This window comes from Sutcliffiella halmapala, assembly GCF_002019665.1.
Classification (GTDB): Bacteria; Bacillota; Bacilli; order Bacillales; family Bacillaceae_I; genus Sutcliffiella_A; species Sutcliffiella_A halmapala.
Map to the genome: position 1 here is coordinate 4,021,885 of NZ_KV917375.1, position 26,898 is coordinate 4,048,782.

A 26,898-nucleotide genomic window follows, 5' to 3' on the forward strand; every position below is an offset into this window, starting at 1 on the left:
ATAAAATCTGTCTATATTGGAGATTGTAGTATGGCAAAAAATGAATCTACCAATTTCGTTTTACATGAAAAAAGTGACCAGTTTTACTGGGAAGGAATTGGCCAACTAGCGATTAAAACTTTTTCAAATGGCAAAGCTCATTATAAGACTAATCAAGGATTTTTTGCGGTTGAAGAGAGTAGATACCTACTCCTCAATGAAGGTCCGTACACCATTTCTATTGATGAAACGAAGGATGTGGAGTCTTTTTGCGTTTTCTTTAATGATGGGTTTGCAACGGACGTTTTTCATTCATTAAAAGAAACAAACTATAATTTACTAAGTGAACCTTTCATGGATAAAAGACCAATTGGGTTCTTTGAAAAAACATATCCTATAGATACTATTTTATATTCTCAACTAGAAACCTTTAAAAAAGACCTACCTAGTCTTGAAGTGAATTCCGTTGGCTATGAGGAACAATTTCATAAGATAATGCAGTCTATTTTGAACGCTCAGTTTAATACATATAAGGAAATTGAATCACTAAAAGCAATTCGTAATTCTACACGTGAAGAGCTATATAGAAGAATTAGTGTAGCACATGATTATATTAGGTCATATTTCGATACACCAATAAAATTAAATGACGTTGCTCGGATTGCTTGTTTATCACCTAACCATTTTTTAAGAACTTACTCTCAACTATACGGTAAAACTCCCCATCAGCATATTTCAGAATTCAGAATACAAAAAGCAAAGCAGCTATTAGCAGAATTAGATAATACTATGACCGATATAACCTTTGAACTTGGATTTCAAAGTTCTCCATCCTTTAGCAAAATGTTTAAGCAATATGTTGGTATATCTCCTAAAGAATATCGGAAAAAGGTGATATTGGATAAGAAATTTTAGGCAAAATTAATTACACTTATAAAGTAAAGATATTTGAAGGGAGAAATGGTTTATGAAAGCTGAACTGATTCAAAATGTTGGACAAATTGGTATACCAGTTAAGGACTTAAATAGAGCACTAGATTTTTATAAAGAGAAACTAGGTCTTTCTCTATTATTTAACACAGATAATATGGCATTTTTTGAATGCAACGGTTTACGACTTATGCTAACACTTCCAGAAAAAGAGGAATTCGCCAATTCAAGTTCAGTAATTTATTTTCAAGTAAATAATATTCAAGATACTTATGAGCACTTAATAGATAAAGAAGTTACTTTAATCGACAAACCACATGTTGTGGCAAAAGTGGGCCAAACAGAAACATGGATGGTATTTTTTAAAGATACTGAAGATAATACTCATGCATTGATGAGTGAAGTACAAGTTTAAGAAAATCAAAAGGGACAGTGGGAACCATCCATCACTAAAAACAGATAACTCCATCCTACCTTGAAAAGTAGTTTGAAGTTACCTGTTTTCATCGTTCTTAACTGAGCCACCTCATATATAACTTACGTGGCAGCATCATTAGGCAGTATCCACCTTACCCCTTGTATGCTTTCTGTAATTCCACCAAATCAAATTTCTTCATTTTAAGAAATGCTTTCGTTACGCGTGCAAGTTGCTCCGGTGTGCAATTGCTCATCAGCTCGCCCATCTGACTTGGGACAATCTGCCAGGATACACCGTACTTATCCTTCAGCCAACCGCATTGTTCTGCTTCTGGAACCGCCGAGAGCTTTTCCCAGTAATAATCAATCTCTTCTTGTGAATCGCAGTACACCATAAATGAGATGGCCTCATTAAAATTAAATCTATGATTTTCTGCGCTATCCATTGCGGTAAACCACTGATTTTCAAGCATAAAATCAGAGAACATAATGGTTCCTTCTTCTTCAGGTTCCATGCCTTTCGGGTATCTTGCTATAAGACCCTCATTTGAGTTCTTAAATACAGATAAATAAAAACTCCTCGCCTCTTCCGCGTTGCCACATTGATCACCAACAAACAAAAGTGATGGCACTATTTCAGGTCGCTCTTCACCATCGGGGTCTGTAAGGATTAACTGCCAGCTCAAACCATACTTATCTTGAATCCATCCATACTTCTCACTGAACGGATACTTATCAAATGGCATTAGCACTTTACCACCCTCTAACAATTTATTCCAAACCTCATTTATTTTTTCACTCGCGTCTTTTTCTCGTGATGGGTCAAAATTCACCATGAAAGACACCGACGGATTGAACTGGAACAATGGCCCTGCGCTGATTGCCATGAACTTCTGCCCCCAAATCTCAAAAGAGACCTGATCACAGTCACCAGACGGTGTATCGTGAATGGTTGTTACATTCGTAACTTTTGATTCCGGAAAGATGGATGTGTAAAACTCAGCTGCTTCTTTTGCCTCCTTGTCATACCATAAATGCGTAACGATTTTTTGATTTGTTTTTGACATTTTTATCCTCCTCAACATCATTTATGTAAACTTCTTTTGTTTATTATTATCCCCTAAGCTAAATAACTTCAACATAAAAAGCGTTAATCCTTCACAGAATAACGCCAATTCTTAGTTAAATATATTCAACCAGATTTGTTGTTGACTCTTTTTTGCACCTAAGAGTCTAGCACCACAAAGCAAAAAACAGAGAGGATCCCCCTCTGTTCTACACAACTTATATTACCTGAACTTCGCCGCTTCAAAACGGGTACTGAAGTCTGGCTCATTGACATTAATTGCACCTGAAGACGTACTAGTCAAGAACACCTCAACAAGGTCGCCTGCTTCTAATTGAAGAATAGTAGCAACATTGATAGCATTCACATACACAAACAGATCGTCAATTTCATCCCAGAAATCGTTATCCGCTGCTACACTTACCCCATTCACACGGATTTCGACACGAACACGGTACGGAATCGTGCTATCATTTGCACTGAATGTAACGGTTCCAGCTACATAATAGACACCAGATCTGCGAGGGATAAATGTGGAGTTGTTAGCGTTGTAGACATCGCCAATATCAAATTGTTCTTCCTGGAACAGTACTTTGTAAAAGACATCGGCTTCATCAATTACCTGAGGTGTATTATTGACTGCTCGGAATGCGTCTGTTTCACTGGTACCATTGCCATTCTCATCATTACATTTCACCTTAATGTTAATATCTGTCTTACACTTTTGAATTTGATTTACTTGTGGGTATAGGCTGTATTGATAATTACATGCCATACTTTTTCACCTCCTTTCATATCTAAAGGTGTTTTACTAATAGGAAGGTATTTTAGCTTGTATCAGGGAGACATCTTGTCCTCTATTTTCTCTATTATTCTATGTTTAATTAGAGGAATTGTTTGGGTGGATAGAGAGGGTTGAATGTACATTTTTGACTCTAGCATTCTTAATAAAATAGTCCAACAGCATGCCGTATACGACTACCGTTAGACTATCTTGTGATGATTTGATATTTCAATCAGAACCTTGAAGCCTCAAAACGAGTACTATAGATAGGCTGGGTATCGGAGTTTAGCAGGATTTCTCCTGGCGTGGTACTTGTCAGAAAGATTTCAACGAGGTCGCCTGCTTCCAACTGGAGGATGGTTGCAACATTAATAACGTTCACCAAGACACCTTCCCCCCAATAATCATTGTCCGCTGCAACACTTACCCCATTCACACGGATTTCGACACGCACACGGTACGGATCTATCGTGTTATCCGGAAAGAAAGTAACCGTTCCTGCTACATAATAGATGCCGTCTTCACGAGGAACAAACGTAGAGGTATTCGCGTTATAGATGCCCCCTATATCAAATTGCTCGTCCTGAAACAGGACTTTATAGAAAGTATCCGCCTCATCTACCCGTTGAGGTGTATTATTTACCGCTCTGAATGCGGCAAGCCCCTGCTCACCATTTCCATCTCTACAGTTAACAATAATATTGATATCCTTGTCACCCTTCTTGGAAGTCTGATGCATCGGCTCATAATCCTCATTCATATAGTAATAGTATTTCATTCTATCAGTTCACCTCCTCTCTTTTCTCTATCATTCTATGAAAATATATTCAGAATGTGCGAGGAAAGGAAGGTACATTTCCTTCTCTATCGACCTTGAAGAGGGAAGCGCAGAGGTGGACACGGGGACAGAAAAGAATCCAATTTGGATTGATGCCAACACGAAAAAGAATAGCCGACGATTATATCGACTATTCTTTTTACAGTTATAGCTCAGTTAATGTATATATATTTTCTCTTCTTTTACCTAAGTGACTCAGCAAGCTTCAGAATTAAATTTCACTTTGTTCGATTTATTTTCTAATTCCAAAAAAGTGGATGGTCAAGAAACCTAGTGTCCCAACAAAGCCTAAATTTTCGTATGATTATCTTTATAATTCTTTCTTACATTTTACAAGTGTAAATTTTATTGGAGGTTTATTTTTCATGTTCTTACTTTGCTCTTCAATTTCTGAAAACTCTACCAGTCCATATTTTCCAAACTCTTGTTTTATGGAGTTTGAATCATAAAAAAACATTTTTACGCCTTCCATTATCTCGAAATAGTCTTTATCCAATTGTTTACCCTTACCAAACATTGGGGCTTCTTTTGAAACAGTTGTAAAAATCATATATCCATTTGGCTTTAACTGATTATAACAATCTTTAATAAGCTTCTCTCTCTCACTATTATTCAATAAGTGAATAAGCGCATGGCAAAATATCCCGTCATAGAGTTTATTATCAAAAGGCATGTCAGTAACTGAACCATGAAAAATATTAATATCAAGCCCATTTTGCCTCGCCAAACCAATCGCAGTTTTTGAAATCTCAATACCTGTAACATTTATTCCATTGTCCATAAAAACCTTTGCATTTCTACCATATCCAATACCTGGTACCAGTATGTCCTTCATATTCCTTTCAAGGAAAAAGTCCTTTGTCAGGATTGCGGAGTCTGTAGGCTCAAATCCCCACATCGTTTGTTTTTCTATAAAACTTGATTCCCAGAATTCCACTATAGCTCTATCTCCTTTATGTTTTTTAAATTGGGATGTTATGTTGTTTGAAGCTATTGTTTAAGTTTCAAGTAAAGACATCATACTTTTTAGAACTATAATTGGTATCTATCTATTTGTAAAATTTTTAACTTACTTTTGGTTTTAATGTAACAATTCGATATCTGGTAAAAATCCCCTTTGGCCATCCACCATTAGACAATTACGACGTTAAAGGTATTTATCAAGACAAGGACACCAACGAGATCATTAGAGAAATTCTTCTCTCTTGGTTATGAGAGAAACGGTTCTTTTGCTCCCTACATGCAGGAAGCAAAAGAACCGCTCACAACTGAATTTTCTCAGCATTCTCCAGCTATCAGCCCAGCATTTTCAAAAAGTCTAGCTCACTAATAATCTCTATCTTATATCCTTCTCGTATCATAGATTCTGCCTTTTTTAATTTACTGGACTTGTTGCGAGCAATTATGGCATGATCAAAATCACCTAAAATGATGTAGTTGGTTTCATCGTTTATGCCGTTTTGGGGGATCGCACCTTTTGCTGCAATCATTTCCGCAGCCTGTTTTCGTGACAATACCTCCAGTTTCCCGGTGAACACTACTCTTTTTCCATAGAAAACATGATGTGTTTCTGCATGGTTATTGACTGCAATTTCATTTAGATCTAGGGATACGCCCCTTTTGTTACTGATTCGAGAGGTTTTGAACGTCGTGTTAGTTAGTTGTCCTACGCTAATTCTTGTCTTTTCCAACAACGTCTGTTGATCCGGTATCTTGTATTCGTTCACCAAATTACTAAAGATATCCGCACAGGCTTTTGCATCCGCTAATGCATGGTGATGATCATCAAGCCGGATCTGAAAGTACTGACACATAGATTTTAGTGTGTGAGACGATAGCTCAGGGAGTAATTTTTTGGATAACTGGTAAGAACATAAAAGTTGTTTAGCCACCGGCGTAAGGCCATACCGCTTTAAATTATCTTTTAAGGCATAGCCATCAAATGGAAGATAGTGCGCCACCAGTAATTTATGTTCCAACTTACTTTTGACTTCATCATAAAACATATCAAAGGTAGGAGAATGAATGATATCTGCTTCTGTAATTCCATGAATAGCAACATTACGCGGATCAAACTCAACCTCCGGATTAATCAGCTGATAAATCGTATCTGTAATTCTACCATTTTCCACAAAAACGAAACCAACCGAACAAATACTATAACGCTGCGCATTTGCAGTCTCAAAATCAAAAGCAACGAAATCTTTCATTTTTGTTTCTCCTCCCCTTCTTTAGTTAAATAATAAGATCTCTATAAATATAGATAATTATAAATGTGACTAATAATATCGGGACCCATCCAAAGTCTATAAATATATTATTCGTTTGTTTATCATATTTTTTATAGCTTAAGAATTTTTCTATTGCAGAAAAAGTTATTCCTAGAAAGAAAAATAGCCCTACAGTGAAAAAGTTTAAAAATAATGCAGATAAAAGCAGTAAACTTAAAATAGAGTATCTTATTAATGGTAGTTTGAACATTTAATTATGTGCTCCTCTGTAGAATATTTCAATATGCCTTTTTGGTATTTTTAACGCTCTCAGGCTTACTATGGACCAGCAAATGGAATAATTTGATGGACAATACAAATTATCGTGACCGTTAATTTGAAGACAAGCTCACAAAAGAAGAGCGGCTCATAATTCCACTCTTCTTTTTTTCATTTATAACTTTTATACACAAGGTGTGGAGGGCACTAAGTTCATATTCCATACGAAAATAGTACGATAATTCAAAAAATTTGAACGATAACAAAATTACTAAAACCGATTTTTTTGGTCATATATTCGTGGACGAGGTACCTTCCGTCCACATTTTGTGTTGTTTAACTGTATCTTTATATTAAAAAAGCTGTACAAAGAATTAAGTTTCAAGCAGCCTTTACATATTGTAAAAGTTAAATAGTGTTCATTTACTCTCAATAATTATTTTTCTTTAAATAATTTCGAATCACGTCTTGGTTCTGGTGCCACCAAAGAATAGGAACCTCACCTAATTTTGTAAAGCCCAACTTTTGAGCAAGGGCATTAGAAGCATCATTCCCTGCATCACAATCCCAATATGGTATTAGATCTAATTCTCTACTTTTCCTAATAAACGTAGAACAAACTATTGTAGCTAAACCTAATTCTCGGTATTCATCCATTGTAATTATATCTGGAGCGATATAACCATTACCGATATAAAAAGTATTACATACACTGGCAAACTCATCATTATTGACTAAACAAATTCCAAATGCTTTATTTAGATAATTCTCAGCACTGTCCCATAGATTAGAATACGAATGATCAACTTGTTCCATATATTTATTAAACAAATACTCATCTATATTCTTAAGTACAAATCCATCAGGAATCTTTTCCGTGTGAACAATTCGGTTTTCTTCTAAAATGTAATGATTTCTTTTTAATTCTACGACATTTCCCTCAAGCGCTGGTTTTAAGATACTCACCCACTCTTTGGAAGACATATATAAGTCAAAGAAATTCGCATGATTGGATTGCTCTTTTAAATAGGAAATTAGTGGTTGATTAAATTGTGTATCTGAGATTTCTCCAAAAACATAGTAACAGCCGCCCTTATTTACCACTAAGCCGGCAGTTGGACTAGTTAAATTATTGACGAATATTTTTCCTTGTTGTTTTTGTTCAATAACAGCATATACAAAAACATTATGTATACCTTCTAAACCCTCGATAAGGTGTAATACCTCACCATACTGGTGCGTATTTATTTCATAAAAACTATTGGTTTTCACCATTTTTATCCCCTCTTTTAAACCAATTCTATTGCCTTCTTAATATTGATTATTTGCTCATTAGTATTAACTTCAACATAAAAAGCGTTAATCCTTTATAGAATAACACCACCTCTTAGTAAAATAATCCAACTATTATTGTTGTTTTTTGGGAAATCTATAAGTCTACTGAATTAATAATTCCGTAATATACCAGATCTTCGTATCGATTATCTTTTCTCACATGATCCATTAATATCCTTCTTGTTTCATGAAGAGACCTCCATTAGAACATCCTAGTTTCTGTACTTCGATAGAAAAAGTGCGATAGTCTTTATCTAGGCTATCGCACTCTCTATTTCAATATAACTAAAAAAAACTAGAATTTATAATCCCCAATAATCTATTTGTACCATTTTATTTTATTACTGAAAAATCTCTTTTTAAGAACCTGACATATAGCAACTCGATTTTCTCAATAAACTTATATATCTGATCATAAACACCTATTTTTTTTATAACTTCCATATCCTTTATTTCATAAATAAATATTCTAAATGTACCTTTTTCTTTTTTACATATCTTCTTGTTTTTTTGAAGTCCCCTTAGCAAGTTCTCTATTTAAATATTGAAAAGCATTCTAGCTAGAGGGAATGTTTAATACCAAAAAGTTCGTAATGAAGAATAAAAAAAGAGTTTTTTCATATTCTGTATATTTTTCGATTGAACTGATAATCCTTAAATTTGAGGTGATATATTAAATGGAATATTTTATTATTGTAATACTACTTGGACTACTAATTTTTCTATTGAAAAATCGACGTAGTTTAAGAGAAGAGGAGTACTATAGACAGATTATTGTTAAAGATGAGTTTAAAAGAACGATTGCTTTGGGGCTCTATCAGAGATTTTGCAAAGAAGTTGAAGAGAAAAAATATTCTTCCACGTTTTTAAAAAATAATCCCTTAGAATTTGAACATTTCATAGCTGATGTATTTAAACATAAGTACGGACTTGAAGCATTTGTAACCAAGAGTTCTGGTGACTTTGGAGTAGATATTGAACATGGCATTGGGGAAGACAAGGTGTTAGGTCAAGTGAAGTGTTATCGAGAAGATATGGGCTATGAAACAATTGCAATTCTTCATTCCAATATGGTCAAACAAAATGTATCTAAGGGCTATGTCGTTTCAACTGCTGGATTCAACGAAAATGCTCGCTCCTATGCTGAAGGCTTAGACATTGATTTAATTAATGGAATGGATTTAGTTGAAATGTGGATTAACCATAAGAGTCCTATCGTCAAAACTATTGAGTATCAACCTTTCATAAATGATAAGTCAGATACTATTAACATGTAATTATAGGAGGATCGTGGGGGAATTGATTACTTCTTCTGTCCCTTGTTTGAATTCCTAATATGTACATAGAGACTGGACTTGAATCAGAAAGATAGACCTTATAAATAAATGGTCCTAAATCTTTTTTTCTATAGAAAAAGGAAAATACATTTGGGTCTATTTTATTTATACTCCAGTCTCTTTCTTTTTTCCAAAAACCAAGAAACGTATAAAATCTCTATTTTTTTGAAAAAAGCACTAATCTAGAGATAATTAATTAATTATAATTATCCAGTTGGTTTATAAATAGAAATAACTTATATTTTCACATGTCTAAAGTTATATTCTATTGTCATATGCCTTTTTTACACCATCTCAAAAATGAAAGTACCATGAAGATAGTTAAAATGAGGCACGAAGCATCGAAAAAAATGAACCAGAAGTGAAGCCAAATGATTCTCGGGACTTGTCCCTAAAAAAATTTGAACAAACGGAATGAAAAAACTAGGTGGAAAATAATTGGGTGAATGTAGGACAAGTATAAGATCTGTTACAGATAGCTCCACCATTTATATGATGAAACAAAAGTCGCTTGTCCATCTAGTTCGAGGATTAATTCTTGAAGTAAAAGAATTTACTTTCGTCTGAAAATTTCTAGGTCTCGGTAACAGCTGTAGACCCTTCCTTAGTTTTGCTACTTTACATACCTTGCAATGTCTCGTTCATTCTTTACAGCTTTTTGCCATATAAAATCTTGGTCACTCTCTAAAGACTTTAGCGTTTCTGCCATTTCCTTATGTGCATGCTCGTTATCACGCTTCATTTCCATTTGATCTTTTTTCATTTCTCCTAGATCTCTCTTCATTTCCATTTGATCTCTTTTCATTTCATCTTGATCAGCCTTCATGTTACCTACCATTTGAATTAATTGTGATATCATGCCCTCTAATTTATTAAATCGCTCTTCCATTATCGATTCACCTCCTTCATTTATATTATAATGTAGAAAATAATCGATGAAAAGGGGCTCATTAAAAAAGCCCTCATTCCCACATGTAATTGGGAACGAAAGCTTTTTCTTATAGAGAATCCGAAAGCAAAATCAATTCATCCCTCCCCATTCTCCTTGGTTCTTGGATGCTTTTTCTTCTTTTGCCTTCTCTTTATGCGCTTGATTAGCAGCTGCACTGCCTAATTCCTTAGAAAATTCTGTATCAGTCTTACTTGAGTCAAATCCTTTTTTGTTCTTTTGATCTGGACCAGTTTTGCCATTTCTTTTAGCCATGGTTATCACTCCTTTTCAATTTTAGTATGAAAATTGTAAGGGAAAATATACATAATGACTTTTTTTATTTGTTATTCAAAATTGCTTTAGCATAGTTACTCAAATTCTAAGGTCACGCTTGTTCCAGCTCCAGAAATACTTTCAAAGAAATGGATGATAACAAACTTAGGAAGCAGTGAGAACTGCCCCCTCTGCTTATTCCCCCCCCACAGTTCGAAGGAAGCAGGAAGATAGGTTCATTTATTAATTTTTACAAAATTTTAACTTGTGAAAAAAATTATATGTACTATCATTTCAAGTAGATACATATTTCCATTATTACTTCGACGACGAAAACTGCATTTCCATGCCCTTTTGACTTTTGAAACTATTAAACTCTCATTCCAAGCGATGAGAGTTTGATATAAAAAAATTATAGTAGGAGGCATTTTTCTATGCTGAAGAAGAAAGCATTGTTGGTTTTTTTTACGTTGGTGTTATCGTTTTCTGTTTTTCATTTTGACTTACAATCAGCCTCGGCACTTCCCCCTGGAACACCTTCCAAGGCCGAAGCCCAATCTCAATTGAACTCACTGACTGTGAAAGCCGAAGATCCCATGACCGGCTACTCTCGGGATCACTTCCCACACTGGATTACCCAAGGAGGCGGCTGCGACACCCGCCAGATTGTACTTCAACGCGATGCCGACTACTATACTGGAAACTGCCCTACCACTAGCGGAAAGTGGTACAGTTACTTTGATGGCGTCATTGTGTACTCACCATCCGAAATTGATATTGATCACATTGTTCCCTTGGCTGAGGCTTGGCGTTCCGGTGCCAGCAGTTGGACAACAGAAAAGCGTCGCAGTTTCGCCAATGATTTAAGTGGCCCACAGCTGATAGCTGTAACAGCCAGCGTTAATCGCTCCAAAGGAGACCAGGATCCTTCCACATGGCAACCACCACGTGCAGGTGCACGATGCGCTTATGCAAAATGGTGGATTAACACGAAGTATCGTTGGGACCTACATCTTCAGTCATCGGAAAAATCATCTTTGCAAACTATGCTAAACGGCTGCGCTTACTAAATTCGTATATTTGTCTACAAGCACAGATGCTAGTACCTGTTGCTTCATTCAACCATAGAAAGGAGTCATTCGTATGGAAAGGAAATCATCTATCTTTACCGCAAGCCACGGAGTCATGACAGCTGAGGTTGGTGTCATTAGCGGAGAGCTCGAACTAAACACCACCTGCGATGAAGACGGGGTCCTCTCACTTGCTATCACCTATGTCGGCGCCGAAGAGTGGTACACCCTCCCTGGGGAAGACTACCGTCTGCACGATTTGCGTGACCACGAGGTTGTCCACCGCATGCTTGTTAAAGTGTTAGAACGAAATTGAAAGAAGTGGGTCGAAGGGACAGACACTTCGACCCACTAGATATTTATTTTCTGTTTCCCTTCCTCTAAACCACTCTCAAAAAATTCTTCAAGTTTTATTAAACCACCACACCAAAAGCATGATAGTCGTTATCCCCCAAGCTGTGGTTCCCACTATCCACCAGATGGTAAATTGAGTAGTACTTTTCTTACTTTCAACAATTCTTTTTATTAAAGAGAGAACAACAAAACCGATTAAAAAAGCTTTGGCTACACAAGCAACCAGAGCTTTTTTTGCAAATAGCATCGATGTTTCAATTCCTTAATAAGGGTAGTGGAAGACTTTCAATCTTGATAACTCGTTGTTCTTTTAATTAGCTGCTTTCTTTATTGATTTTTCCACAAGGTACTGAAAGCCATAGATAATTACGGCTAGGGATATATTTATCAAATACCAAACAGAGTGTTTCATCTTCTTAAATTTGACAATATCAAAAAAATTTCCAATGACAGGTAACGGATATGCATTAATTAAATCCAAAACCATATTTGTAATTAAGTATTTAGGAAAATTCCCGTATGTTAATCTAAATATCCATAGTGTTGCGACAAAATAAGGACCTAATAAAAATGTAAAATCGATTGGACCAGGAGATAAAGGATTATTAGTAATCCACCATTTTCTCCTATGAGAGATGAGACTAAACACACTTAAAATTAAATTGACAAAGCTGGCAACAGGTAAAAACCTTATAAAATTTCTTTTCCCCATAAACGGAACGGTTAGCCAAGGCAATATTAATGTTGCTAAAGAGAATGCAATTCTATAATTAATCTTAACCATTAAGCTCCTCTCCTCCTTTATTTGATATTCTTCCATTTTTCTAAGAGTATGGTTTTTTTATACAAATATATAAGGGCTAAAGTTTGCCCGTTCACACCGTATGTACATTTGCAGCATAAAACATTCCGACTTAGTCACTTCATTCAATCCGTTCATTTTTAATATTCCATATTAGCGAATCCATACCTGTGGAGAAATGAGCGATTGGTTTTACGTTAGAAAGATCAAAATGAAATGGTGTAATAAGGGTATTCCTGACTATTTCGAACTCTACTTTTTGTAATGGCCATGGCCGATGGTGTATTTCACCGCAATAGAGGTTGACTCCGTTAGTCGAACTATATAGACAATATCGCTCAGTGAGCCAATGGTCTAGCGTCCCTTCTTTTGGAAAAAAAACTTCCGATATTGGAACGTAATTGCCCTTAAATGCTATAGGCGTATTCGTGTTTCCTTTACGAGTACTTTGGCAATGAAAGGTTTGTCCTTCTTTTCGAAAAGAAATTTGCGCCGAATAATATGGTAAACGATACCATTTTTTTGCTATCTTTAAAGATGCCCAGTTCTCAACATCAATAGACATAAAATAAATACCGGGTTTTCCATTGCATGTAACATATGTCCTTACATTGATTTCTGGAAATTTAGGTGTAAGGGAAACATTCCGTATTCCAAGCGGATAAATTCCCTCTAAGACGAATACAATGATGCCTAGCCATGCGGAACCATTAAAGGTGTCAATTTGTAAGGAAGAAGGAATATATGGTCGTAGTTTTTCAAGTGGAATAGGCCAATGCAAAAACAACAGATTACTCCAAGTTTGCCGCATAATCCACTTTTTTGAAGGTAATGGATAAGGACGATGAACAATATCATCCATTATATTCATGAAATGGTCCCCCTAGTTTTCATATGTCCATAGTCTGGTGGAAAATGACAATTTAATACGATGAGGAATACAAAAAAGCTTAACTATTTTAAAGCATTCCTTTGGTATTTATATGATTTCCCATTTTTGGATATAATATGAGTCGTGGACTACCTTACCTAAAAATATGCTGAAGTTGGAGACATAATTATGTCGAACATTTTTTATTATTTGACCTTTACTATGCTGGCCATTATATTTGTCTCTTTTGTATTCATTCTTTTTGGTTGGCGTTGGATTATCAAACGAACCGTGAAGCACATGGGAAAAATCATTTTAACTGACAGTTATCAAGAAAATATATTGGAATTGATGCCAGGACTTCGGCATATGGGTGTTCAAAATATGCTTGAAAATAGCTTGCGCGCAGAAACAGGTGATGTCCTCCATCGCCCGCTTGGCTCATCCAAAAAATGGCCTCACTTGGATCCGCTTACCTTTATCCCAGCCCAAACAAGTCCGTTTCCCATTGATGGTGATGTGGATATCGATATGCGCGTAACGATTGGACCAGAAGCAAAAAAGCCAATGACAATAAAGATTCCCATTATAATCAGCGGGATGGCCTATGGAATCGCCCTAAGCGAGGAAGTGAGACTTTCTTTGGCGGAAGCAGCCAATAATGTTGGAACGGCTATTAACTCTGGGGAAGGGGCCGTTTTACCTGAAGAATTAAACAAAGCAGGAAAATATATTTTACAGTTTGCTAAAACAGAATGGTCAAAGGAAGAAGAGCTCATTAAACGTGCCAACATGATTGAAATTAAATTGGGACAAGGTGCACTATTCGGGACTGGCGGGAGAATTTCACCTAATAATTTAACAGGTCGTGCACGGGAGCTGATGGGACTTAAGGAAAATGAGGAAGCCATAATCTATGATAATTTCACTGAAAATGAAACATTAGAAGATATAAAGGAGATTGTTGAAAAACTCCGAAGATTTACTGGTGGTGTTCCTATTGGTGTAAAAATAGGAGCAGGTGGAAAGATCGAAGAAGATATAGATCATTTACTATACCTAGGTGTAGATTTTATTACAATTGACGGCGGTCAAGCAGCCACACACGGTGCGGCGCCTATTTTATCTGATGATATGGGAATTCCCACCTTACATGCAGTTGTCCGGGCTGTTAATCATCTAGAAAAGAGAAAAATGAAGGGGAGAATTAGTTTAATTGTCTCAGGCGGGCTTCTAGTACCAGGGCACTTCTTAAAAGTGATTGCGCTAGGTGCTGATGTGGTAAGTGTAGGTTCAGCTATTCTTTTTGCAGTTTCACATAGTCAAGCTCTCAATGCACTGCCTTTTGAACCACCTACACAAGTTGTTTGGAATGAAGGGAAATTTTCGGATCAATTTAATATTGAAGATGGCGTAAAATCAGCAGAGAAGTTCTTAACAGCAAGCATAGAAGAAATGAAAATGGCATTAAGAGCAATGGGCAAACGCTCTTTAAAAGAGTTATCCAAAACAGATTTAGTATCCTATGATGAACTGACCGCTAAAATGGTTGGAGTTCCATTTTCTTTTGAAGCTTGGGAAGACAAACAAATGAAAAAAGAGGAAATGAAGTGATTGCAATGCATATTGTTGTTATTGGAAGTGGATTTGGAGGGTTAAATGCTGCGGTTGAGCTTCGTAAAAAATTTAAACATTCACAACATGAAATCACCGTGATTTCTGATCAAGAACAATTTATTTTTCGTCCATCCCTAATTTGGCTTCCATTTCACAAGCATAGTATTGAAAAGATTACCTTCCCACTACGTCCAACATTTGAAAAAATCGGTGTTAGGTTTATTGAAAAAAGTGTCCAATCACTAATGCCAAAACAAAATTATGTGATATGCCATGATGATGAAATGATTACATACGATTATTTAATAATTGCGTCAGGCGCCTCTCCTGACTGGGCAAGAATAAAAGGATTAGAAGGAAAAAGTGCATCCATCTATGATATATCATCTGCTCTTAAAACAAGAAAAAGGCTTGAAGAGTTAGAAGAAGGTGAACCAATTGTAATAGGAGTTGCACAGGAGAATCCGAACCATGGCATTGCTTATGAGTTTTTATTTGAGTTGGATGCATATCTGAATGAGCATCTCATCAAATGCCCCATAACGTTTTTCACATATGAAAAAGAACTTTTTGACGGAACTGGAAAAGAGCCCACAGAAAAGCTCGAAGAATTAATGGCGGAAAAACAAATACAGTACTACTGTAATGTTTCTATTGAACAGGTTGATGATGGAAAGATCTATTTGAATAACGGAGAACGACTGCCTTATTCCTTTTTATTCGTTTTACCTCCTTATAAAGGAAAGAAATGTATTCTTACATCGAAAGATTTTGAGCATAAAAATGGCATCCTGCCCGTTCATGAAAGTCTCCAATCCATACAGTGGGAAAATATTTATGTAGTTGGGGATGCAAATAATATCAAAGGAATAAAATCAGGGCGTGCCGCTGAGCTTCAGGGCGTACTCGCAGCTGATAACATTGTCAAACAAATGCATCATGAACCACTTCAATCATTCCAGCAAGATACCATTTATTTTATGGAGCTTGGAAAAGAAGGTGCTATGTTTATTATGAATAAACCGTCTAAACAGGGAACAATCCAATGCACAATGAGTGGCATATTGCCACATATAATGAAGCGAGCGTTTGAAAATTATTACTTACTTAAATTCAGCTAACGAACTTAATATCTTTCTGTCTATTATGAAGCAAAGGTAGGACGATTCTTTTATTACCTTTTTGGATACAGCAGTACCCGACCCTATGCTTCATTAAATGATTCATCTATAATCAGCGCTTTCACACTTTACCTCAATCGTAATTCCTCCCGCTGAAAGGTTATTTAAATAACCCGGTGTCCACAGGAACAGGCACCACGACCCGTCTACACTTTAAAGTGTAGACGGGTCGACTTACCTCTCCACTCGACCCTCAACCCTTTCGAAGTGTTCCACTGTTGGAAATGGGTCATAAAAATGATGTAGTTGTTTTTTCCATTCTTGATACTCTGTCGATTGTCTAAATCCAACTGTATGATCTTCTAATGTTTCCCACTTCACCAACAATAAATATTTCCCCTTAACTTCCAAACATCGTTGTAATTCGTGAGATATGTAGCCCCTCATTGATGATATGATTTTTGATGCTTCTCGAAATGTTTCCTCATATTCCACTTCCATACCTTTTTTAACTTGTAGCATAACAGCTTCTAAAATCAATTAATCTCCTCCTTTTTAAATGTTTGTTTATCATTTTGTATTTTGAACTCCATTGGCCGTTAGTAAAGTAAAGATAACTAAACAATACGCTTTATTTCTCCAAATAATTCTTCAATGCATCCAAATCCTTGGCACAAATCTTTTTGAATGTTCGGGTCATCAGTTTACTAACCAGTTTTGCGATTCCAGTCTTATTACTCAATATTCATCTTGTTAATGAGCTCTATGATTTTTGCATCGTTACCTATGTCCACATTTACTAGATTTGTATTTTCGATAATATCGTTGTAAAACTTTTCACCAGCAGGATACTTGCCATCCCAACGTAAAGGGACGTTGTACAAATTAATTGTACCATCCCCATTACCACTATATGTTACGGAGCCATCCACTAATCGAGTACCTGATAACTGGATAACATCTTCCAGGTAATTAGCGCTCGTGTCATCTTCAGAATTAAGTGGTGTACCAGTTGAGATATGTCGAACATATAAATCAGCGATCTCTTGATTCGATCCAAGTTGTAACCATATTCGAGCGTATTCGATTTCCTTGGAAGAATATTTGGACAATGGATTCTCTTCTTTGCTTTCAGTTACGACTTCTTCTGTTTCAGGAGTGGAATCCGTTACTTCTTCCTCTTTGTCCACCTGGCTACTCTCTTCTGTATCGTCGAATTTTTTTTCTGATTGGGAGGTAGACTTATTCTCTGTGGTATCTGTTTTTGATGCTTCGTTCGTACCGCCAGTGCAAGCAACAAGCAATAGAAAGAGCAACACTAAAGTAACATTACAATAGAAAATCTTTGGTAGTTTCTTCATTTAATCATTGTATTCCTTCCTACTATCTCTTTCTTTATATCCTTCTAATAAATCAGAAACACTTTTTACATTGTTTATATTTATATTGTCTATATAATTTTAAATGGTTAGTTTAGGCATCACTTAATGAATCAAATAAATACCAGCCACCATCTTTTAAATTCCTTTCTATTTCTTTAGTAGTAGTTTCATTTGGTAAAACATATGTACAAGATTACTGATGTACCGTGCAACATTTATCGGGAAAATCTACATTCATCCAAATCAATGTTAATTTCTCCTTTTCTTCAATTTCAATCTATTTTCACCAATCATTTTGCCTAATTCTATCGTCCATAAGTATTGCAAATAAATAAGACGGAGCTTGAAGTTTTTGCAGTGTTACGGTACTTTCTAATGGAACATATTTTAACGCAACAGCAAATGTACCTTTTTAAACATTACGATTTGTCCTGCTAAGCTTAATTGTATTACCGAATACTTTATAGGTAAATTCTCCACCTCTAATTTGCTTAAAAACTTGACCTTCATTTTCACATATTCTTTCCCATACTAAATCAATCACCTAAATCACTCTTCCAAATTGTAGTCTATAAATACAATTAATAGTTCCTTTTCTTGTTAAATATTTTTCAAATATTAATGCCACATACAAAATTATCCACAATTAGACAATTCACCTTCCATTCACCCAATAAAAAAATAATTTCCATCTCATCTAAGATGGAAATTTGCTTATTGAATCGTAATCCTTCATCTAACTGAACTTCTAGATGGTAAAAATAGTTCTCACTTTGCCAAACTACAATTAAGAAAAACAATCCTCCATTTATTTTTACATGATGAAAAAATATCTATATAGTCTAATCTACTAATGGAGAGCTTAATTTTTTATAAGCACGCTCTCTAGATATTGATTTAGTAATTCATTCCAATGCTCTGACAATCTAAAATTATTGTATATTAAGGTATCTACTAGTTGTTCTAATAACATTTCGTCATTCAAAATAGATAAAGGAATTCGATGAATTACAGTAGAAAAGAATTCAATTATAAGTCTGTACTTTCTTCCATCACATCTAAGAGGATCACCTACTGGTAGCACTGCTTTTTCATATAAGATTATTTTCAGTAATACAGTAAGAACTCTTGAAGTACAAATAGATTCAACAACAGATTTTGCCCTTTGTATATCCATGACTTCAAGAATATGCGTAGGAATCCTCCCGTCCAAAATATATCTGCGTATTGTTTCTCTCTTTTGATTAGTAGCCCTAGCTATTTGTTCTATATTCATTCCATGTTCATTAATGAGTCTCATAATATGAAAGTTTTTAAAATGCCATGTAGTGTCTTTTTCTAATGTAATAGCAGTTGTTAAAATTCTAATTATTCTTTCTCTCTCATTTGTTAAAGCTAATTCAACTACTGGAATATATAAACTTGGGTATAGTCTAAGGTAAGCTGCAAACGTGCTAAAGCCTGCTACGAGTACACTCTCTCCATTAGTTAGTTTCTCAACGGCAATGGATTCTATATCTCTTATTCTAACAGCATGAATAATTCTATGAGCCTTTTTATCATGAGTAATCTCATCAATAAAATAAGTACTTATACCCTCTGGACGAATTAGTTTTAACAAATTTATCACCTCACTAATTAATATGAGATGGTAAATTTGTCCTATAACTAATAATCTATAAAGCTATTACTCTATAAGTTTAGTAAAAAGGATTGTTAGCTATTATTTATCTTCTCCTCGCTCGTAGTGGTATTTAAGAATGACCAGAAAACAACCATAATTGACCTGTTACCTTACACAGATTCGCTTAAAAAGCACACTTGTTGTCTGCATTCCTGAGGATACTGAAAAGCCGATGGTACTTCGGGTTTCCGGTGGACCAACTATATATATGCTCTCTTATGAAACTATTGTCCCCTACATAAAGGACTCCGTGCGCCATAATGAGGTGGTAGTTGGAGTATCCGTATTTGTAAACCCAAACCGTCACCAATCTTGCTCACGTCGTGACAGAAGCACATAATGATAGCCAACCCATCCTTGGCATCAAAGCATTTGGAAACAAACTCGAAATACGAGATGATGATTCCTAGCAATGGCCTCTAAAGTAGAAGCAGAAATTGGTGCCGACATCGTCAAAACCTACTACTGCTTTTACTTAGAAAAAATAACAAAAACACGCCCTATTCCTATTGGAATTGCTGGCGGACCGAAATTTAAAACCGTTAAAGAAGCATTAGAATTAACCTATAATGCAATGAATTAAGGAGCTGCGGGTTTTGATATGGGAAAGAATATTTGCCAGTCGGAGCATCCTGAGGTGATGATTCAAGCGATTCATAAGATTGTGAAGGAGGGAAATCGGGGAAGGAAGCATTGGGGTTTTATGAAGAGATTTTGGGGGTTAAGGGCTAGTTTAACATATGAAAATGTTCCCGCTATTTTATGGAATAGCGGGGATTTTTATTTTATAAAAGCTGTGTTATAAATTGAGTGGTTACTTCAATTTTGAAATCTGCTTGATGATACTCAACATTAATTTAATAATGTTGTTATTGAAACTGTTTTGATAGCTCTTTTTTAAGTTTTTCCTAAATCAGAAACTCATTTAAAGCATCCTCAAGATCATTAACAGTTTGATAACGCTTATCACGTTTATCCATTGCTTTCATAACAATACTTTGACAGGCAACTGAAACATAAAATCTTTTTTTAGGAAGTTTGTTACTTAATAAATAGAACAGTATCGCCCCTAGAGAGTAAATATCAGATAAATGAGATGAGTTTGCTAAATTATTTAGTTGTTGAGGATCAGTAAAATCTTCTTGACCATACCCTCTCTTGGATAAACCTGTAAAAAATGAGATTGATTTAGGGTCTTTCGCTAGTCCGAAATCTGCAACTTTTACTTTTAAGCCACTGTTTGTTTCAAATAACAAAATATTATTTGGGGCTATGTCTCGATGGTATTTATCACTCTCATGTAAGTACTTAACACCAGAAATTATCTGTTTAAAGATCTTCAAACGCTGGTCTATATGCGCACTCCTATTATCTTTCATCCATTTCTCTAAAGTGAAACTCGCTAGTGGCATAGTAAACCAAAAAGGGGAACCTTCAAGTTGTATTTTCTCGACTTCAATAATGTTCTTATGCTGTAACTCCTTAGTAAGCAGTCTGACCTCCCGTTTAAAGCGAAGTAAATATTCATCACCATCATTCCCATAAATCTGTTTAAAGTAGCTTTTTGGGAAAAGAACTTTGCAAGCTACAATTTTGTTTAATTCAGGATCAAAAACCTTATAGACTCTGGCAAAAGAACCATTTCCTAAGTCCTCCAAGACTATCATCTCAAACCGATGCCTAACATGATTTATTTTTAACATCTCTTTTTTTAGAGCAGTAATAGATTTAATGAATTCGACTAGATTTGACGATATAGTCTCTATTGAGCCAATCTCTACAAACTTAGATTGCAAATCATAATAGTCTAACAATAGAGCATTTAAAGCTTTATACTCAATATCTCCAACAACTTCGATTATTTTTTGTATGTAATCATTCATTTCATTAAGTAATAACTTTTTACTTTCCAATGACACTTTTAAATCTGAAAGTCTCATCACTAATTTTTGTAATTCTTCTACCGGTGAAATGGATATTAAAGGAGTATGTAATGTACTATTTATATCCGCTAGAAGTACCGAATCAAGTTCATCCAAAGTTATGTTTGCTGCAATAATTATTTCACTTTTATAAGTACTTAACAATTTGGGTTGATTCCAAATTTGATTAGATAAGTGACGTAATGGTATCTTTTCTCCTCGCTCTTTCAAACGGATGTAATGTCCAACTGTAAGAATTATTGACTTGAATTTTCGAAATGATTTACAATCAGAAATTATATTACCTGCTCGATCTATAATTACTTTTTCTTCAATCCACTGTAGCATCTGTTGCTTTAGGGTGCTTCTGACCCCTGTTGTCATATCAACTACTGAATTTTTTAATTTTTCAAGCTCAAGGTTGATATCTGATTTTCCTGCCATCAAAGAATCCAATGCTCTAGGATCTAGCTTGACAATTTTCGGTATCCACTGTACTGATTTCCGAGGCTTTAAATTCTTAAAATCAATTTGTATCACACCATCTATTAAAAGAATCTCTAAAGAATCGTTTAAATCAATCCAGTTGAATCTTTGAAGCAATTTATTAATAAATGGTTTATATTGTTTGGGACCATTTGAAAGTAATTTCAAGATAAATTCCATGAGTACCTTTTTACCATGCTGTTTATATAGAGTTGTTTCTACTCCACTATATTTTCGTCCACTCACAGACATTTCCATGGGAAAGCGATACTCACCCCTATATATCTTACTTATCTCTAAGCCAGTGTTGTGTTCGTTAATTGTAAACATATGATCTATAGCCACATTGATTCCTTCCCCTATTAATAATTTTTCAGCTACCAAATTTCAACCAATCTAGTCCTCCCTCATTTTTTTGACTATTAATGGCCTTGCAAAATCCGAATTTGACGGACACTGGCTACAATGAAACGAATGGTTAATCCACTGGATTGATTTAAGGGATTCACCAATTTGATGTGTGATAAAATATTGAATATCGGTTACTTGAAATACTTGACCGATATCATTTCCACTATAATCATCCACCTCGGCGTTAGGCTCATCTAAGAACATGATGGAAAGTTTTTCTCCTCTTCTCTTACTGCTTACCGCAGCCAGTAACACTAATAGACTTGTTCGAGCCCTTTGTCCAGAAGAGAGACTAGGACTATTAATATGGACTGGTTTCTTCCCGTCGAATCCAATTGATAGGTATAACTCCCATAACTCAGGGTCTTCTCCTCGTGACTCAAGTCGGCCAGTCGCATTGGTTCCGATTAAATCAGCCATCATGTGGAATTCTTCTATAAAGTCTTTCATCGTTTCTTTAATATGAATTTGAAGTGCTACAAGACTAATATTACACTCTTGTTCCCAACTATCTCTTTCTTCTTGTATATGGTTAAATCTATTTTGTAACTGACTAACTAATGCCTCTTGTGTTTTCACAATCTCCACTACAGTTTCATCAATATCTGGATTTTCGCGGATGAATTTGTTAATATTTTCAAAGATCCGCTCACTTTCTTTTCTTAGCTCTTTCGAAGAATATATTTCACCATTTTCGTTTTTGTACCTTGGAGAATTTATATCTTCAGGTATAAATTCTATATCCTCCTCCGAACAGCCAATTGCAATAAGTCTTTGTTTTATCTCTTCTAAATCCTTTCTTATATTTCTCAATTCCTGTGCTACAACTTTGATTTCTTGAGCTAATCTTTTGATTTCTTGCTGGCATTGTTGTAGCTTTACCTCGAACACTGCACTAGTAACCTTCAAATTTGTGAGAAGACCTGTAGTTTCTTCCTGCTGATGAATTACTCTATCACGTTGTGTTTCTTTATTTTGTTTTTCTTCAAAAAGGTTTTGGTATCTATCATTCAAGCCATTTAACTCTTTTTCTTTTATCGGTAATTTTTCAAGAGCATCCTGTTCATTTATGATATCTTGATATTTTTTAACTTCATTCTCATAATCTCTAATCAGTGCTTCTTTTTCTTTAACAACCTTCTTTTGCTCTTCTATTTCAATTTCTGTCATTGTTTTTTCTTTTTCTAGTGCCACCCTTCCACAAAATAAGCGATGATGCTTCTTAAAAATAGAGCCATCATGATCCTGCAGCAAACCCTTGAGGGTGATACTTGTTAACCCTTTTGTTTGAAGTCGATGACCTTCTTCAACTGTTTCGACTAAATAGATATCATTCAAACGAGTTAAATAACCACCTACTTGTTCTGGAAACGCCACATCGATTACTGATCTAATCGTTGGATAGGATATGTTCCTTTTATTATGGTTCTCCACATGGGATTTCGAAACACTTACTCTTGATGTGTATCTGTATTTTTCCTGAAGTTTTTTTGCTTCAATTTCTTGATTTTTATTAACAATTATCCTAAAACGCTCATTACCAAGAAAGGCCTCAACTGCTATCTGCCATTTTTCATATTCAGGTTTAAGCGATATGGCATCAGCTAGAAGAATGTATTCTATCTTGTTTTCGTTTAGTTTTGATGTAAAACCATACACGTGTTCTGGGTAAGGCTTATCCTGATCTAAATCTTTTTTTCTCTTCTCAAGAATTTCGAGTTTATCTTTCTCCTTATGCCAATCAATCTTGGCTTTTTCCATATTCTCCTTAGCATCTATATGACTCTGAATAAATTTTTCTTTATTTAATGGTTTAATTTCTTTAAGCCTTAATACTTCGTAATTGATTTTTTTTCTATCTGATAAGATCTCACCTAATTTTCCTGCTAGTTCATTAATGTTTTTTTGCAAACCTAATAAGGTAGTCTTACTCTGATCCTTTTCTGCTTCCATTTCCAAAATTTCCGACTCTATATTAGTTCTCTGTACTTCTAAACCATTTTTTTCATCTTGTTGCATACTAATCTCATTATGAAAATTTGATCTTTTTTCTTCAGTAGCCAGAATCAACTCATTATTTTCCCAAAACTCTATTTTTAACACTTTTTGCTTGACAGAATTTAATTCTAACTTACTTGATTGGTATTCTTTAAACTTTATAGATTTTAATTCTAGCTTTCTAAATAAATCCAATCCCTCATCAAGTGCTTTCTGCGCTTGATGCAGATTGACTTCCTGTCTGCCTAACTCATCTTTGGCCGATCTAAAGTTATCATGAATTTTTTTTATCCCTTTTAATTCAAAGATCTTTAGAAAAAGATCGTTTGCATCCAAATGTACAAGATTCTTAACGGTTGTTGGGTTCATCGACATAAGGTTTCGAAAAGCAGGCGTTACTCCTAAACAATCCTCTAGAATCTGCTTATATTGTTTTTGTGTTCTCTGACTTTGACTATAAGCCTTAGGATTTGTTCCCAAATCAATAATTTCAGTAAATGTACCGTCAAACACATAATACTCTTTTTCCGGACGCCCGTTCGAACTAACTTTTATTAAGCAGCAACAAGTAACTTCATCGTTCTGACAGCCGACGTTTTCAAATGGTCTCACTCCATTTATTGGGTCATTGTAAAAAGAAGCTCGGACAACGGCCCATTTACTTTTCTCATGCAAGTAATGGAGAGCATCACGGTTATTTTCGAATTTAGCGTCGCCTAGAAGTAATCTGAGTCCATCCATAATGGTGGTTTTACCATGACCTGATCCTCCTATAAAAGCATTAACTTTGGTGTGTGCCGGATATGGCTTGGAAGTGGTAGGCAATAACCCCCAATACGCAGTTGAAAAGTCTTTAATCATTTATTCCCATCCTCCTCCTCTCCATTAAAATTCATTTCCACCTCAGTACTCTTCTGATCTTCAGACAAATCTTTTGCAAATTGTTGAGTCAGATCCATCATTTCCTGAAGCATATCCTGTGTAATATTTTGAAGATATTCATTATAATGAAGCATATACATTGCTGGTCCAGCATAATAGCGATTTCCTTTTTCAATAACGTACCAATGTTTCTTCAACATTTTAATTAAAGACTCAATTGAACTTCGAGGGCTTCTTCTTCTAAAAAGAAACTTTTCACCATAATTTAGTATCAACTCGTCTAAGGTTGTATACACTTCTTGATCCCTGTGGCTTTCTGTCAACCGGGGCACAATAAGCTTAATAAAGAGTACGGTTATTAAAGCCATATGCCTTTTGTTGAAATCACTATTTTTCCGATGAAACTTATCAAAAGCTTCATCATCAAACTCCTTTTTTAGTCGTATCACATACCATTCACAATAAGGAAAATTGATCAGTTCATACCCCATCATGCCAAATGTTTGTTGCACTTCTCTATATAAAGTTAAATTTTTTTCTAAAGTCCCTACTGATTCTTTCGAAATCCACCCATAATGGAAAAGTGAACAAATTCGTTGTACTTCGGGATTAATAGTTATCTCCCCCATAATTCCCCCTCCTTAGATAGGCTTCTGTCATTTCTTTTATAGAACCCGTATTCAATGATTTAATGTTATCTTTTACATCGAGATCCAAAATCTCCTCTTTGATTGGTTCTTGTGCTTGAAGATTGGATATAAGTTTCACAGTTTGCCCGGTTCGATACATGGCAAATCCAAAGCTGTCAATTTCTGAAAATAAAACTTCGTCTAAAGGAGCATTTTGTCTATCTTGAATTTTATGAATCAGTTCATGATACAGTAATTGAAGTGGATTATCTTTACGTTCATAGATGATTTCTTCTTCTTCAAAATCAATGATTGGGGGAGGGGGCACTTCTGCCATTTCATTATGTTCTTGTAAAAAAAATGATTTCGTTTTATATACTACTGTCTCTTCTCTTAGTTGTGTGGTTTGCTTAGGTGCAGAAAAGTATTTTATTGCTAGATTGGTGAGATAGTCAAAAGAAGCGCCCTTAAGAAACTCATCCATTTTTTCAGGATCAAAATATTTCCCTATAGCACTGACATCTTGCAGGAGATTTTCTCTTGCATTTTCTAATGTTTGAGTTATTAATGCGGTTATTTGTCCACTGACTTCATAGAATTCATTCCTTTTATGGAAACTACTTGAGAAGTCATTTCTTTTCCTTATTTTCTTTCTTAACTCATTAATTGCATTCAATATTGTGGGACTTGTCTGCATGATTTCCCTTATCTCTTTTTTTGAACGACTTAGAATCATTCGCTCTATCTTGTCGCGAATATCTTTTAATTGGCTCATATGGATATCAAAGTTTTTTTCTACCGTATCTTGGTCCAAATTATAAAAATTAGATATTTCAACTTCGTTTCCTACAAGTAAAATTTCTTGAGCAAAATCCATTTCTCCGCGAATTACAGACCCAAATAGTCCGTGGGTAAGCAATGAGACAATACGTCCAGGCATTTGATAGTCGATACCATTAAAAATGATCCACTCATATTTAATTAAGTGCTTAATCACTTTATTTCGAGTGCTTTTCTGCATATAGTTAAGAATTTCATCAAGTTCAATACGAGTTATTATTCCCCCATATCGCGAGATAGTTCTGGCTGAGGCTAAGGCTAATGTCGTCATTTTAGGATCTTTCAGATTGAATACTCCGAAGATTTTATAATATGGTTCAATTTTTTTTGCATCGACAATATCATCTTTAGTCAAGTTATAGTCAACATAGATTGATGGTTGCTCTGCATCAGAAAACATACTTTTCCCTCGTTTCTTTTTTAAAATAACTGAAATTAGTAACATAGTTC

The 26,898-nt window shown here is 35.1% G+C and carries 27 protein-coding genes; 9 read left to right on the forward strand and 18 right to left on the reverse strand.

The annotated features are described in order from the left end of the window. Positions 1-30: 30 nt before the first annotated feature. Together BK580_RS19725 and BK580_RS19730 are read left to right on the forward strand one after the other, a co-directional pair. Positions 31-894, forward strand: coding sequence for a helix-turn-helix transcriptional regulator (locus BK580_RS19725; protein ID WP_078381990.1), 864 nt, complete (start codon positions 31-33; stop codon positions 892-894). Between the two features lie 52 nt (positions 895-946). Continuing rightward, on the forward strand, positions 947-1,324 hold the full coding sequence (locus BK580_RS19730) for a VOC family protein (protein WP_078381992.1): 378 nt from the start codon (positions 947-949) through the stop codon (positions 1,322-1,324). A 154-nt stretch (positions 1,325-1,478) separates the two neighbouring features. On the opposite strand, the gene BK580_RS19735 is transcribed toward BK580_RS19730, so the two are convergent. The 6 genes from BK580_RS19735 to BK580_RS19765 all read right to left on the reverse strand — a co-directional run bounded on the left by BK580_RS19735 (position 1,479) and on the right by BK580_RS19765 (position 7,778). After that, positions 1,479-2,393, reverse strand: a complete 915-nt coding sequence (locus tag BK580_RS19735) for a VOC family protein (protein ID WP_078381993.1) — start codon at positions 2,391-2,393, stop codon at positions 1,479-1,481. 222 nt (positions 2,394-2,615) lie between these two features. Then, on the reverse strand, positions 2,616-3,167 hold the full coding sequence (locus BK580_RS19740; protein ID WP_078381994.1) for a hypothetical protein: 552 nt from the start codon (positions 3,165-3,167) through the stop codon (positions 2,616-2,618). Between the two features lie 241 nt (positions 3,168-3,408). Continuing rightward, a complete protein-coding gene (locus BK580_RS19745; RefSeq protein ID WP_235864078.1) occupies positions 3,409-3,915 on the reverse strand; it encodes a hypothetical protein in 507 nt (168 codons plus the stop codon). 409 nt (positions 3,916-4,324) lie between these two features. After that, a complete protein-coding gene (locus BK580_RS19750; RefSeq protein ID WP_078381996.1) occupies positions 4,325-4,954 on the reverse strand; it encodes a class I SAM-dependent methyltransferase in 630 nt (209 codons plus the stop codon). A gap of 355 nt (positions 4,955-5,309) precedes the next feature. Further along, positions 5,310-6,224: an exonuclease domain-containing protein gene (locus tag BK580_RS19755; RefSeq protein ID WP_078381997.1), complete on the reverse strand. Its 915-nt coding sequence runs from the start codon at positions 6,222-6,224 to the stop codon at positions 5,310-5,312. Between the two features lie 708 nt (positions 6,225-6,932). After that, positions 6,933-7,778 carry a GNAT family N-acetyltransferase gene (locus BK580_RS19765; protein ID WP_078381999.1) on the reverse strand — a complete coding sequence of 282 codons (846 nt, stop codon included), beginning with the start codon at positions 7,776-7,778 and terminating at the stop codon, positions 6,933-6,935. Positions 7,779-8,515: 737 nt separating this feature from the next. Here BK580_RS19765 and BK580_RS19775 point away from each other — a divergent pair. Together BK580_RS19775 and BK580_RS24060 are read left to right on the forward strand one after the other, a co-directional pair. Continuing rightward, positions 8,516-9,115: a restriction endonuclease gene (locus tag BK580_RS19775; protein ID WP_078382001.1), complete on the forward strand. Its 600-nt coding sequence runs from the start codon at positions 8,516-8,518 to the stop codon at positions 9,113-9,115. Positions 9,116-9,613: 498 nt separating this feature from the next. After that, the gene (locus BK580_RS24060) at positions 9,614-9,742 is read left to right on the forward strand and encodes a hypothetical protein (RefSeq protein ID WP_268877427.1); all 129 of its coding nucleotides are present in this window, start codon (positions 9,614-9,616) and stop codon (positions 9,740-9,742) included. A 46-nt stretch (positions 9,743-9,788) separates the two neighbouring features. Here BK580_RS24060 and BK580_RS19780 read toward each other — a convergent pair whose 3' ends face one another. Beyond that, positions 9,789-10,064 carry a hypothetical protein gene (locus BK580_RS19780; RefSeq protein WP_078382002.1) on the reverse strand — a complete coding sequence of 92 codons (276 nt, stop codon included), beginning with the start codon at positions 10,062-10,064 and terminating at the stop codon, positions 9,789-9,791. A gap of 132 nt (positions 10,065-10,196) precedes the next feature. Beyond that, positions 10,197-10,379: a hypothetical protein gene (locus BK580_RS19785; RefSeq protein WP_078382003.1), complete on the reverse strand. Its 183-nt coding sequence runs from the start codon at positions 10,377-10,379 to the stop codon at positions 10,197-10,199. Positions 10,380-10,813: 434 nt separating this feature from the next. Here BK580_RS19785 and BK580_RS19790 point away from each other — a divergent pair, with 434 nt between their 5' ends. Together BK580_RS19790 and BK580_RS19795 are read left to right on the forward strand one after the other, a co-directional pair. Further along, entirely contained in the window at positions 10,814-11,449 is a 636-nt protein-coding gene (locus BK580_RS19790) for an HNH endonuclease family protein (protein WP_078382004.1), read from the forward strand. A gap of 73 nt (positions 11,450-11,522) precedes the next feature. After that, complete coding sequence (locus BK580_RS19795) at positions 11,523-11,765, forward strand: hypothetical protein (protein WP_078382005.1); 243 nt, start codon at positions 11,523-11,525, stop codon at positions 11,763-11,765. Between the two features lie 87 nt (positions 11,766-11,852). On the opposite strand, the gene BK580_RS19800 is transcribed toward BK580_RS19795, so the two are convergent. The 3 genes from BK580_RS19800 to BK580_RS19810 form a co-directional block, all read right to left on the reverse strand. Then, positions 11,853-12,050 carry a hypothetical protein gene (locus BK580_RS19800; protein WP_078382006.1) on the reverse strand — a complete coding sequence of 66 codons (198 nt, stop codon included), beginning with the start codon at positions 12,048-12,050 and terminating at the stop codon, positions 11,853-11,855. 63 nt (positions 12,051-12,113) lie between these two features. Next, on the reverse strand, positions 12,114-12,587 hold the full coding sequence (locus BK580_RS19805; protein ID WP_078382007.1) for a hypothetical protein: 474 nt from the start codon (positions 12,585-12,587) through the stop codon (positions 12,114-12,116). Between the two features lie 139 nt (positions 12,588-12,726). Continuing rightward, entirely contained in the window at positions 12,727-13,476 is a 750-nt protein-coding gene (locus BK580_RS19810; protein WP_078382008.1) for a YqjF family protein, read from the reverse strand. A gap of 189 nt (positions 13,477-13,665) precedes the next feature. On the opposite strand from BK580_RS19810, the gene BK580_RS19815 reads away from it, so the two are divergent. Then, entirely contained in the window at positions 13,666-15,090 is a 1,425-nt protein-coding gene (locus BK580_RS19815) for an FMN-binding glutamate synthase family protein (protein ID WP_078382009.1), read from the forward strand. Positions 15,091-15,095: 5 nt separating this feature from the next. Further along, a complete protein-coding gene (locus tag BK580_RS19820) occupies positions 15,096-16,214 on the forward strand; it encodes an NAD(P)/FAD-dependent oxidoreductase (protein WP_235864142.1) in 1,119 nt (372 codons plus the stop codon). 234 nt (positions 16,215-16,448) lie between these two features. Here the strand turns inward: BK580_RS19820 and BK580_RS19825 are convergent, their stop codons facing one another. The 3 genes from BK580_RS19825 to BK580_RS19845 form a co-directional block, all read right to left on the reverse strand. Next, positions 16,449-16,754 (reverse strand): antibiotic biosynthesis monooxygenase family protein, encoded by a 306-nt coding sequence (locus BK580_RS19825; RefSeq protein WP_078382011.1) that lies wholly within the window; start codon positions 16,752-16,754, stop codon positions 16,449-16,451. A gap of 194 nt (positions 16,755-16,948) precedes the next feature. Further along, the gene (locus BK580_RS19830) at positions 16,949-17,575 is read right to left on the reverse strand and encodes a hypothetical protein (protein ID WP_078382012.1); all 627 of its coding nucleotides are present in this window, start codon (positions 17,573-17,575) and stop codon (positions 16,949-16,951) included. A gap of 883 nt (positions 17,576-18,458) precedes the next feature. Continuing rightward, the gene (locus tag BK580_RS19845; protein WP_078382014.1) at positions 18,459-19,217 is read right to left on the reverse strand and encodes a hypothetical protein; all 759 of its coding nucleotides are present in this window, start codon (positions 19,215-19,217) and stop codon (positions 18,459-18,461) included. A 475-nt stretch (positions 19,218-19,692) separates the two neighbouring features. Here BK580_RS19845 and BK580_RS23735 point away from each other — a divergent pair, with 475 nt between their 5' ends. Next, positions 19,693-19,863 carry a beta/alpha barrel domain-containing protein gene (locus BK580_RS23735; RefSeq protein ID WP_169865151.1) on the forward strand — a complete coding sequence of 57 codons (171 nt, stop codon included), beginning with the start codon at positions 19,693-19,695 and terminating at the stop codon, positions 19,861-19,863. 325 nt (positions 19,864-20,188) lie between these two features. On the opposite strand, the gene BK580_RS19855 is transcribed toward BK580_RS23735, so the two are convergent. From BK580_RS19855 to BK580_RS19870, 4 genes are read right to left on the reverse strand one after another with little or no spacing between them, the layout of a single operon-like run. Further along, positions 20,189-22,033 (reverse strand): serine/threonine-protein kinase, encoded by a 1,845-nt coding sequence (locus tag BK580_RS19855; protein WP_139364938.1) that lies wholly within the window; start codon positions 22,031-22,033, stop codon positions 20,189-20,191. A gap of 51 nt (positions 22,034-22,084) precedes the next feature. Continuing rightward, positions 22,085-24,958, reverse strand: coding sequence for an AAA family ATPase (locus BK580_RS19860; protein WP_078382016.1), 2,874 nt, complete (start codon positions 24,956-24,958; stop codon positions 22,085-22,087). Then, positions 24,955-25,608 (reverse strand): hypothetical protein, encoded by a 654-nt coding sequence (locus BK580_RS19865; protein ID WP_078382017.1) that lies wholly within the window; start codon positions 25,606-25,608, stop codon positions 24,955-24,957. The genes BK580_RS19860 and BK580_RS19865 overlap by 4 nt, the downstream gene beginning before the upstream one ends. Further along, entirely contained in the window at positions 25,589-26,893 is a 1,305-nt protein-coding gene (locus BK580_RS19870; protein ID WP_078382018.1) for a hypothetical protein, read from the reverse strand. The genes BK580_RS19865 and BK580_RS19870 overlap by 20 nt, the downstream gene beginning before the upstream one ends. Positions 26,894-26,898 lie beyond the last annotated feature (5 nt).

Excerpts from the sequence above, each read along its gene's own strand:
- BK580_RS19725 (WP_078381990.1), top strand. The coding sequence starts at position 31 with ATGGCAAAAAATGAATCTACCAATTTCGTTTTACATGAAAAAAGTGAC.
- BK580_RS19730 (WP_078381992.1), top strand. The coding sequence starts at position 947 with ATGAAAGCTGAACTGATTCAAAATGTTGGACAAATTGGTATACCAGTT.
- BK580_RS19735 (WP_078381993.1), bottom strand. The coding sequence starts at position 2,393 with ATGTCAAAAACAAATCAAAAAATCGTTACGCATTTATGGTATGACAAG.
- BK580_RS19740 (WP_078381994.1), bottom strand. The coding sequence starts at position 3,167 with ATGGCATGTAATTATCAATACAGCCTATACCCACAAGTAAATCAAATT.
- BK580_RS19745 (WP_235864078.1), bottom strand. The coding sequence starts at position 3,915 with ATGCATCAGACTTCCAAGAAGGGTGACAAGGATATCAATATTATTGTT.
- BK580_RS19755 (WP_078381997.1), bottom strand. The coding sequence starts at position 6,224 with ATGAAAGATTTCGTTGCTTTTGATTTTGAGACTGCAAATGCGCAGCGT.
- BK580_RS19765 (WP_078381999.1), bottom strand. The coding sequence starts at position 7,778 with ATGGTGAAAACCAATAGTTTTTATGAAATAAATACGCACCAGTATGGT.
- BK580_RS19775 (WP_078382001.1), top strand. The coding sequence starts at position 8,516 with ATGGAATATTTTATTATTGTAATACTACTTGGACTACTAATTTTTCTA.
- BK580_RS19780 (WP_078382002.1), bottom strand. The coding sequence starts at position 10,064 with ATGGAAGAGCGATTTAATAAATTAGAGGGCATGATATCACAATTAATT.
- BK580_RS19785 (WP_078382003.1), bottom strand. The coding sequence starts at position 10,379 with ATGGCTAAAAGAAATGGCAAAACTGGTCCAGATCAAAAGAACAAAAAA.
- BK580_RS19790 (WP_078382004.1), top strand. The coding sequence starts at position 10,814 with ATGCTGAAGAAGAAAGCATTGTTGGTTTTTTTTACGTTGGTGTTATCG.
- BK580_RS19795 (WP_078382005.1), top strand. The coding sequence starts at position 11,523 with ATGGAAAGGAAATCATCTATCTTTACCGCAAGCCACGGAGTCATGACA.
- BK580_RS19800 (WP_078382006.1), bottom strand. The coding sequence starts at position 12,050 with ATGCTATTTGCAAAAAAAGCTCTGGTTGCTTGTGTAGCCAAAGCTTTT.
- BK580_RS19805 (WP_078382007.1), bottom strand. The coding sequence starts at position 12,587 with ATGGTTAAGATTAATTATAGAATTGCATTCTCTTTAGCAACATTAATA.
- BK580_RS19810 (WP_078382008.1), bottom strand. The coding sequence starts at position 13,476 with ATGAATATAATGGATGATATTGTTCATCGTCCTTATCCATTACCTTCA.
- BK580_RS19815 (WP_078382009.1), top strand. The coding sequence starts at position 13,666 with ATGTCGAACATTTTTTATTATTTGACCTTTACTATGCTGGCCATTATA.
- BK580_RS19820 (WP_235864142.1), top strand. The coding sequence starts at position 15,096 with ATGCATATTGTTGTTATTGGAAGTGGATTTGGAGGGTTAAATGCTGCG.
- BK580_RS19830 (WP_078382012.1), bottom strand. The coding sequence starts at position 17,575 with ATGAAGAAACTACCAAAGATTTTCTATTGTAATGTTACTTTAGTGTTG.
- BK580_RS23735 (WP_169865151.1), top strand. The coding sequence starts at position 19,693 with ATGGCCTCTAAAGTAGAAGCAGAAATTGGTGCCGACATCGTCAAAACC.
- BK580_RS19860 (WP_078382016.1), bottom strand. The coding sequence starts at position 24,958 with ATGATTAAAGACTTTTCAACTGCGTATTGGGGGTTATTGCCTACCACT.
- BK580_RS19865 (WP_078382017.1), bottom strand. The coding sequence starts at position 25,608 with ATGGGGGAGATAACTATTAATCCCGAAGTACAACGAATTTGTTCACTT.
- BK580_RS19870 (WP_078382018.1), bottom strand. The coding sequence starts at position 26,893 with ATGTTACTAATTTCAGTTATTTTAAAAAAGAAACGAGGGAAAAGTATG.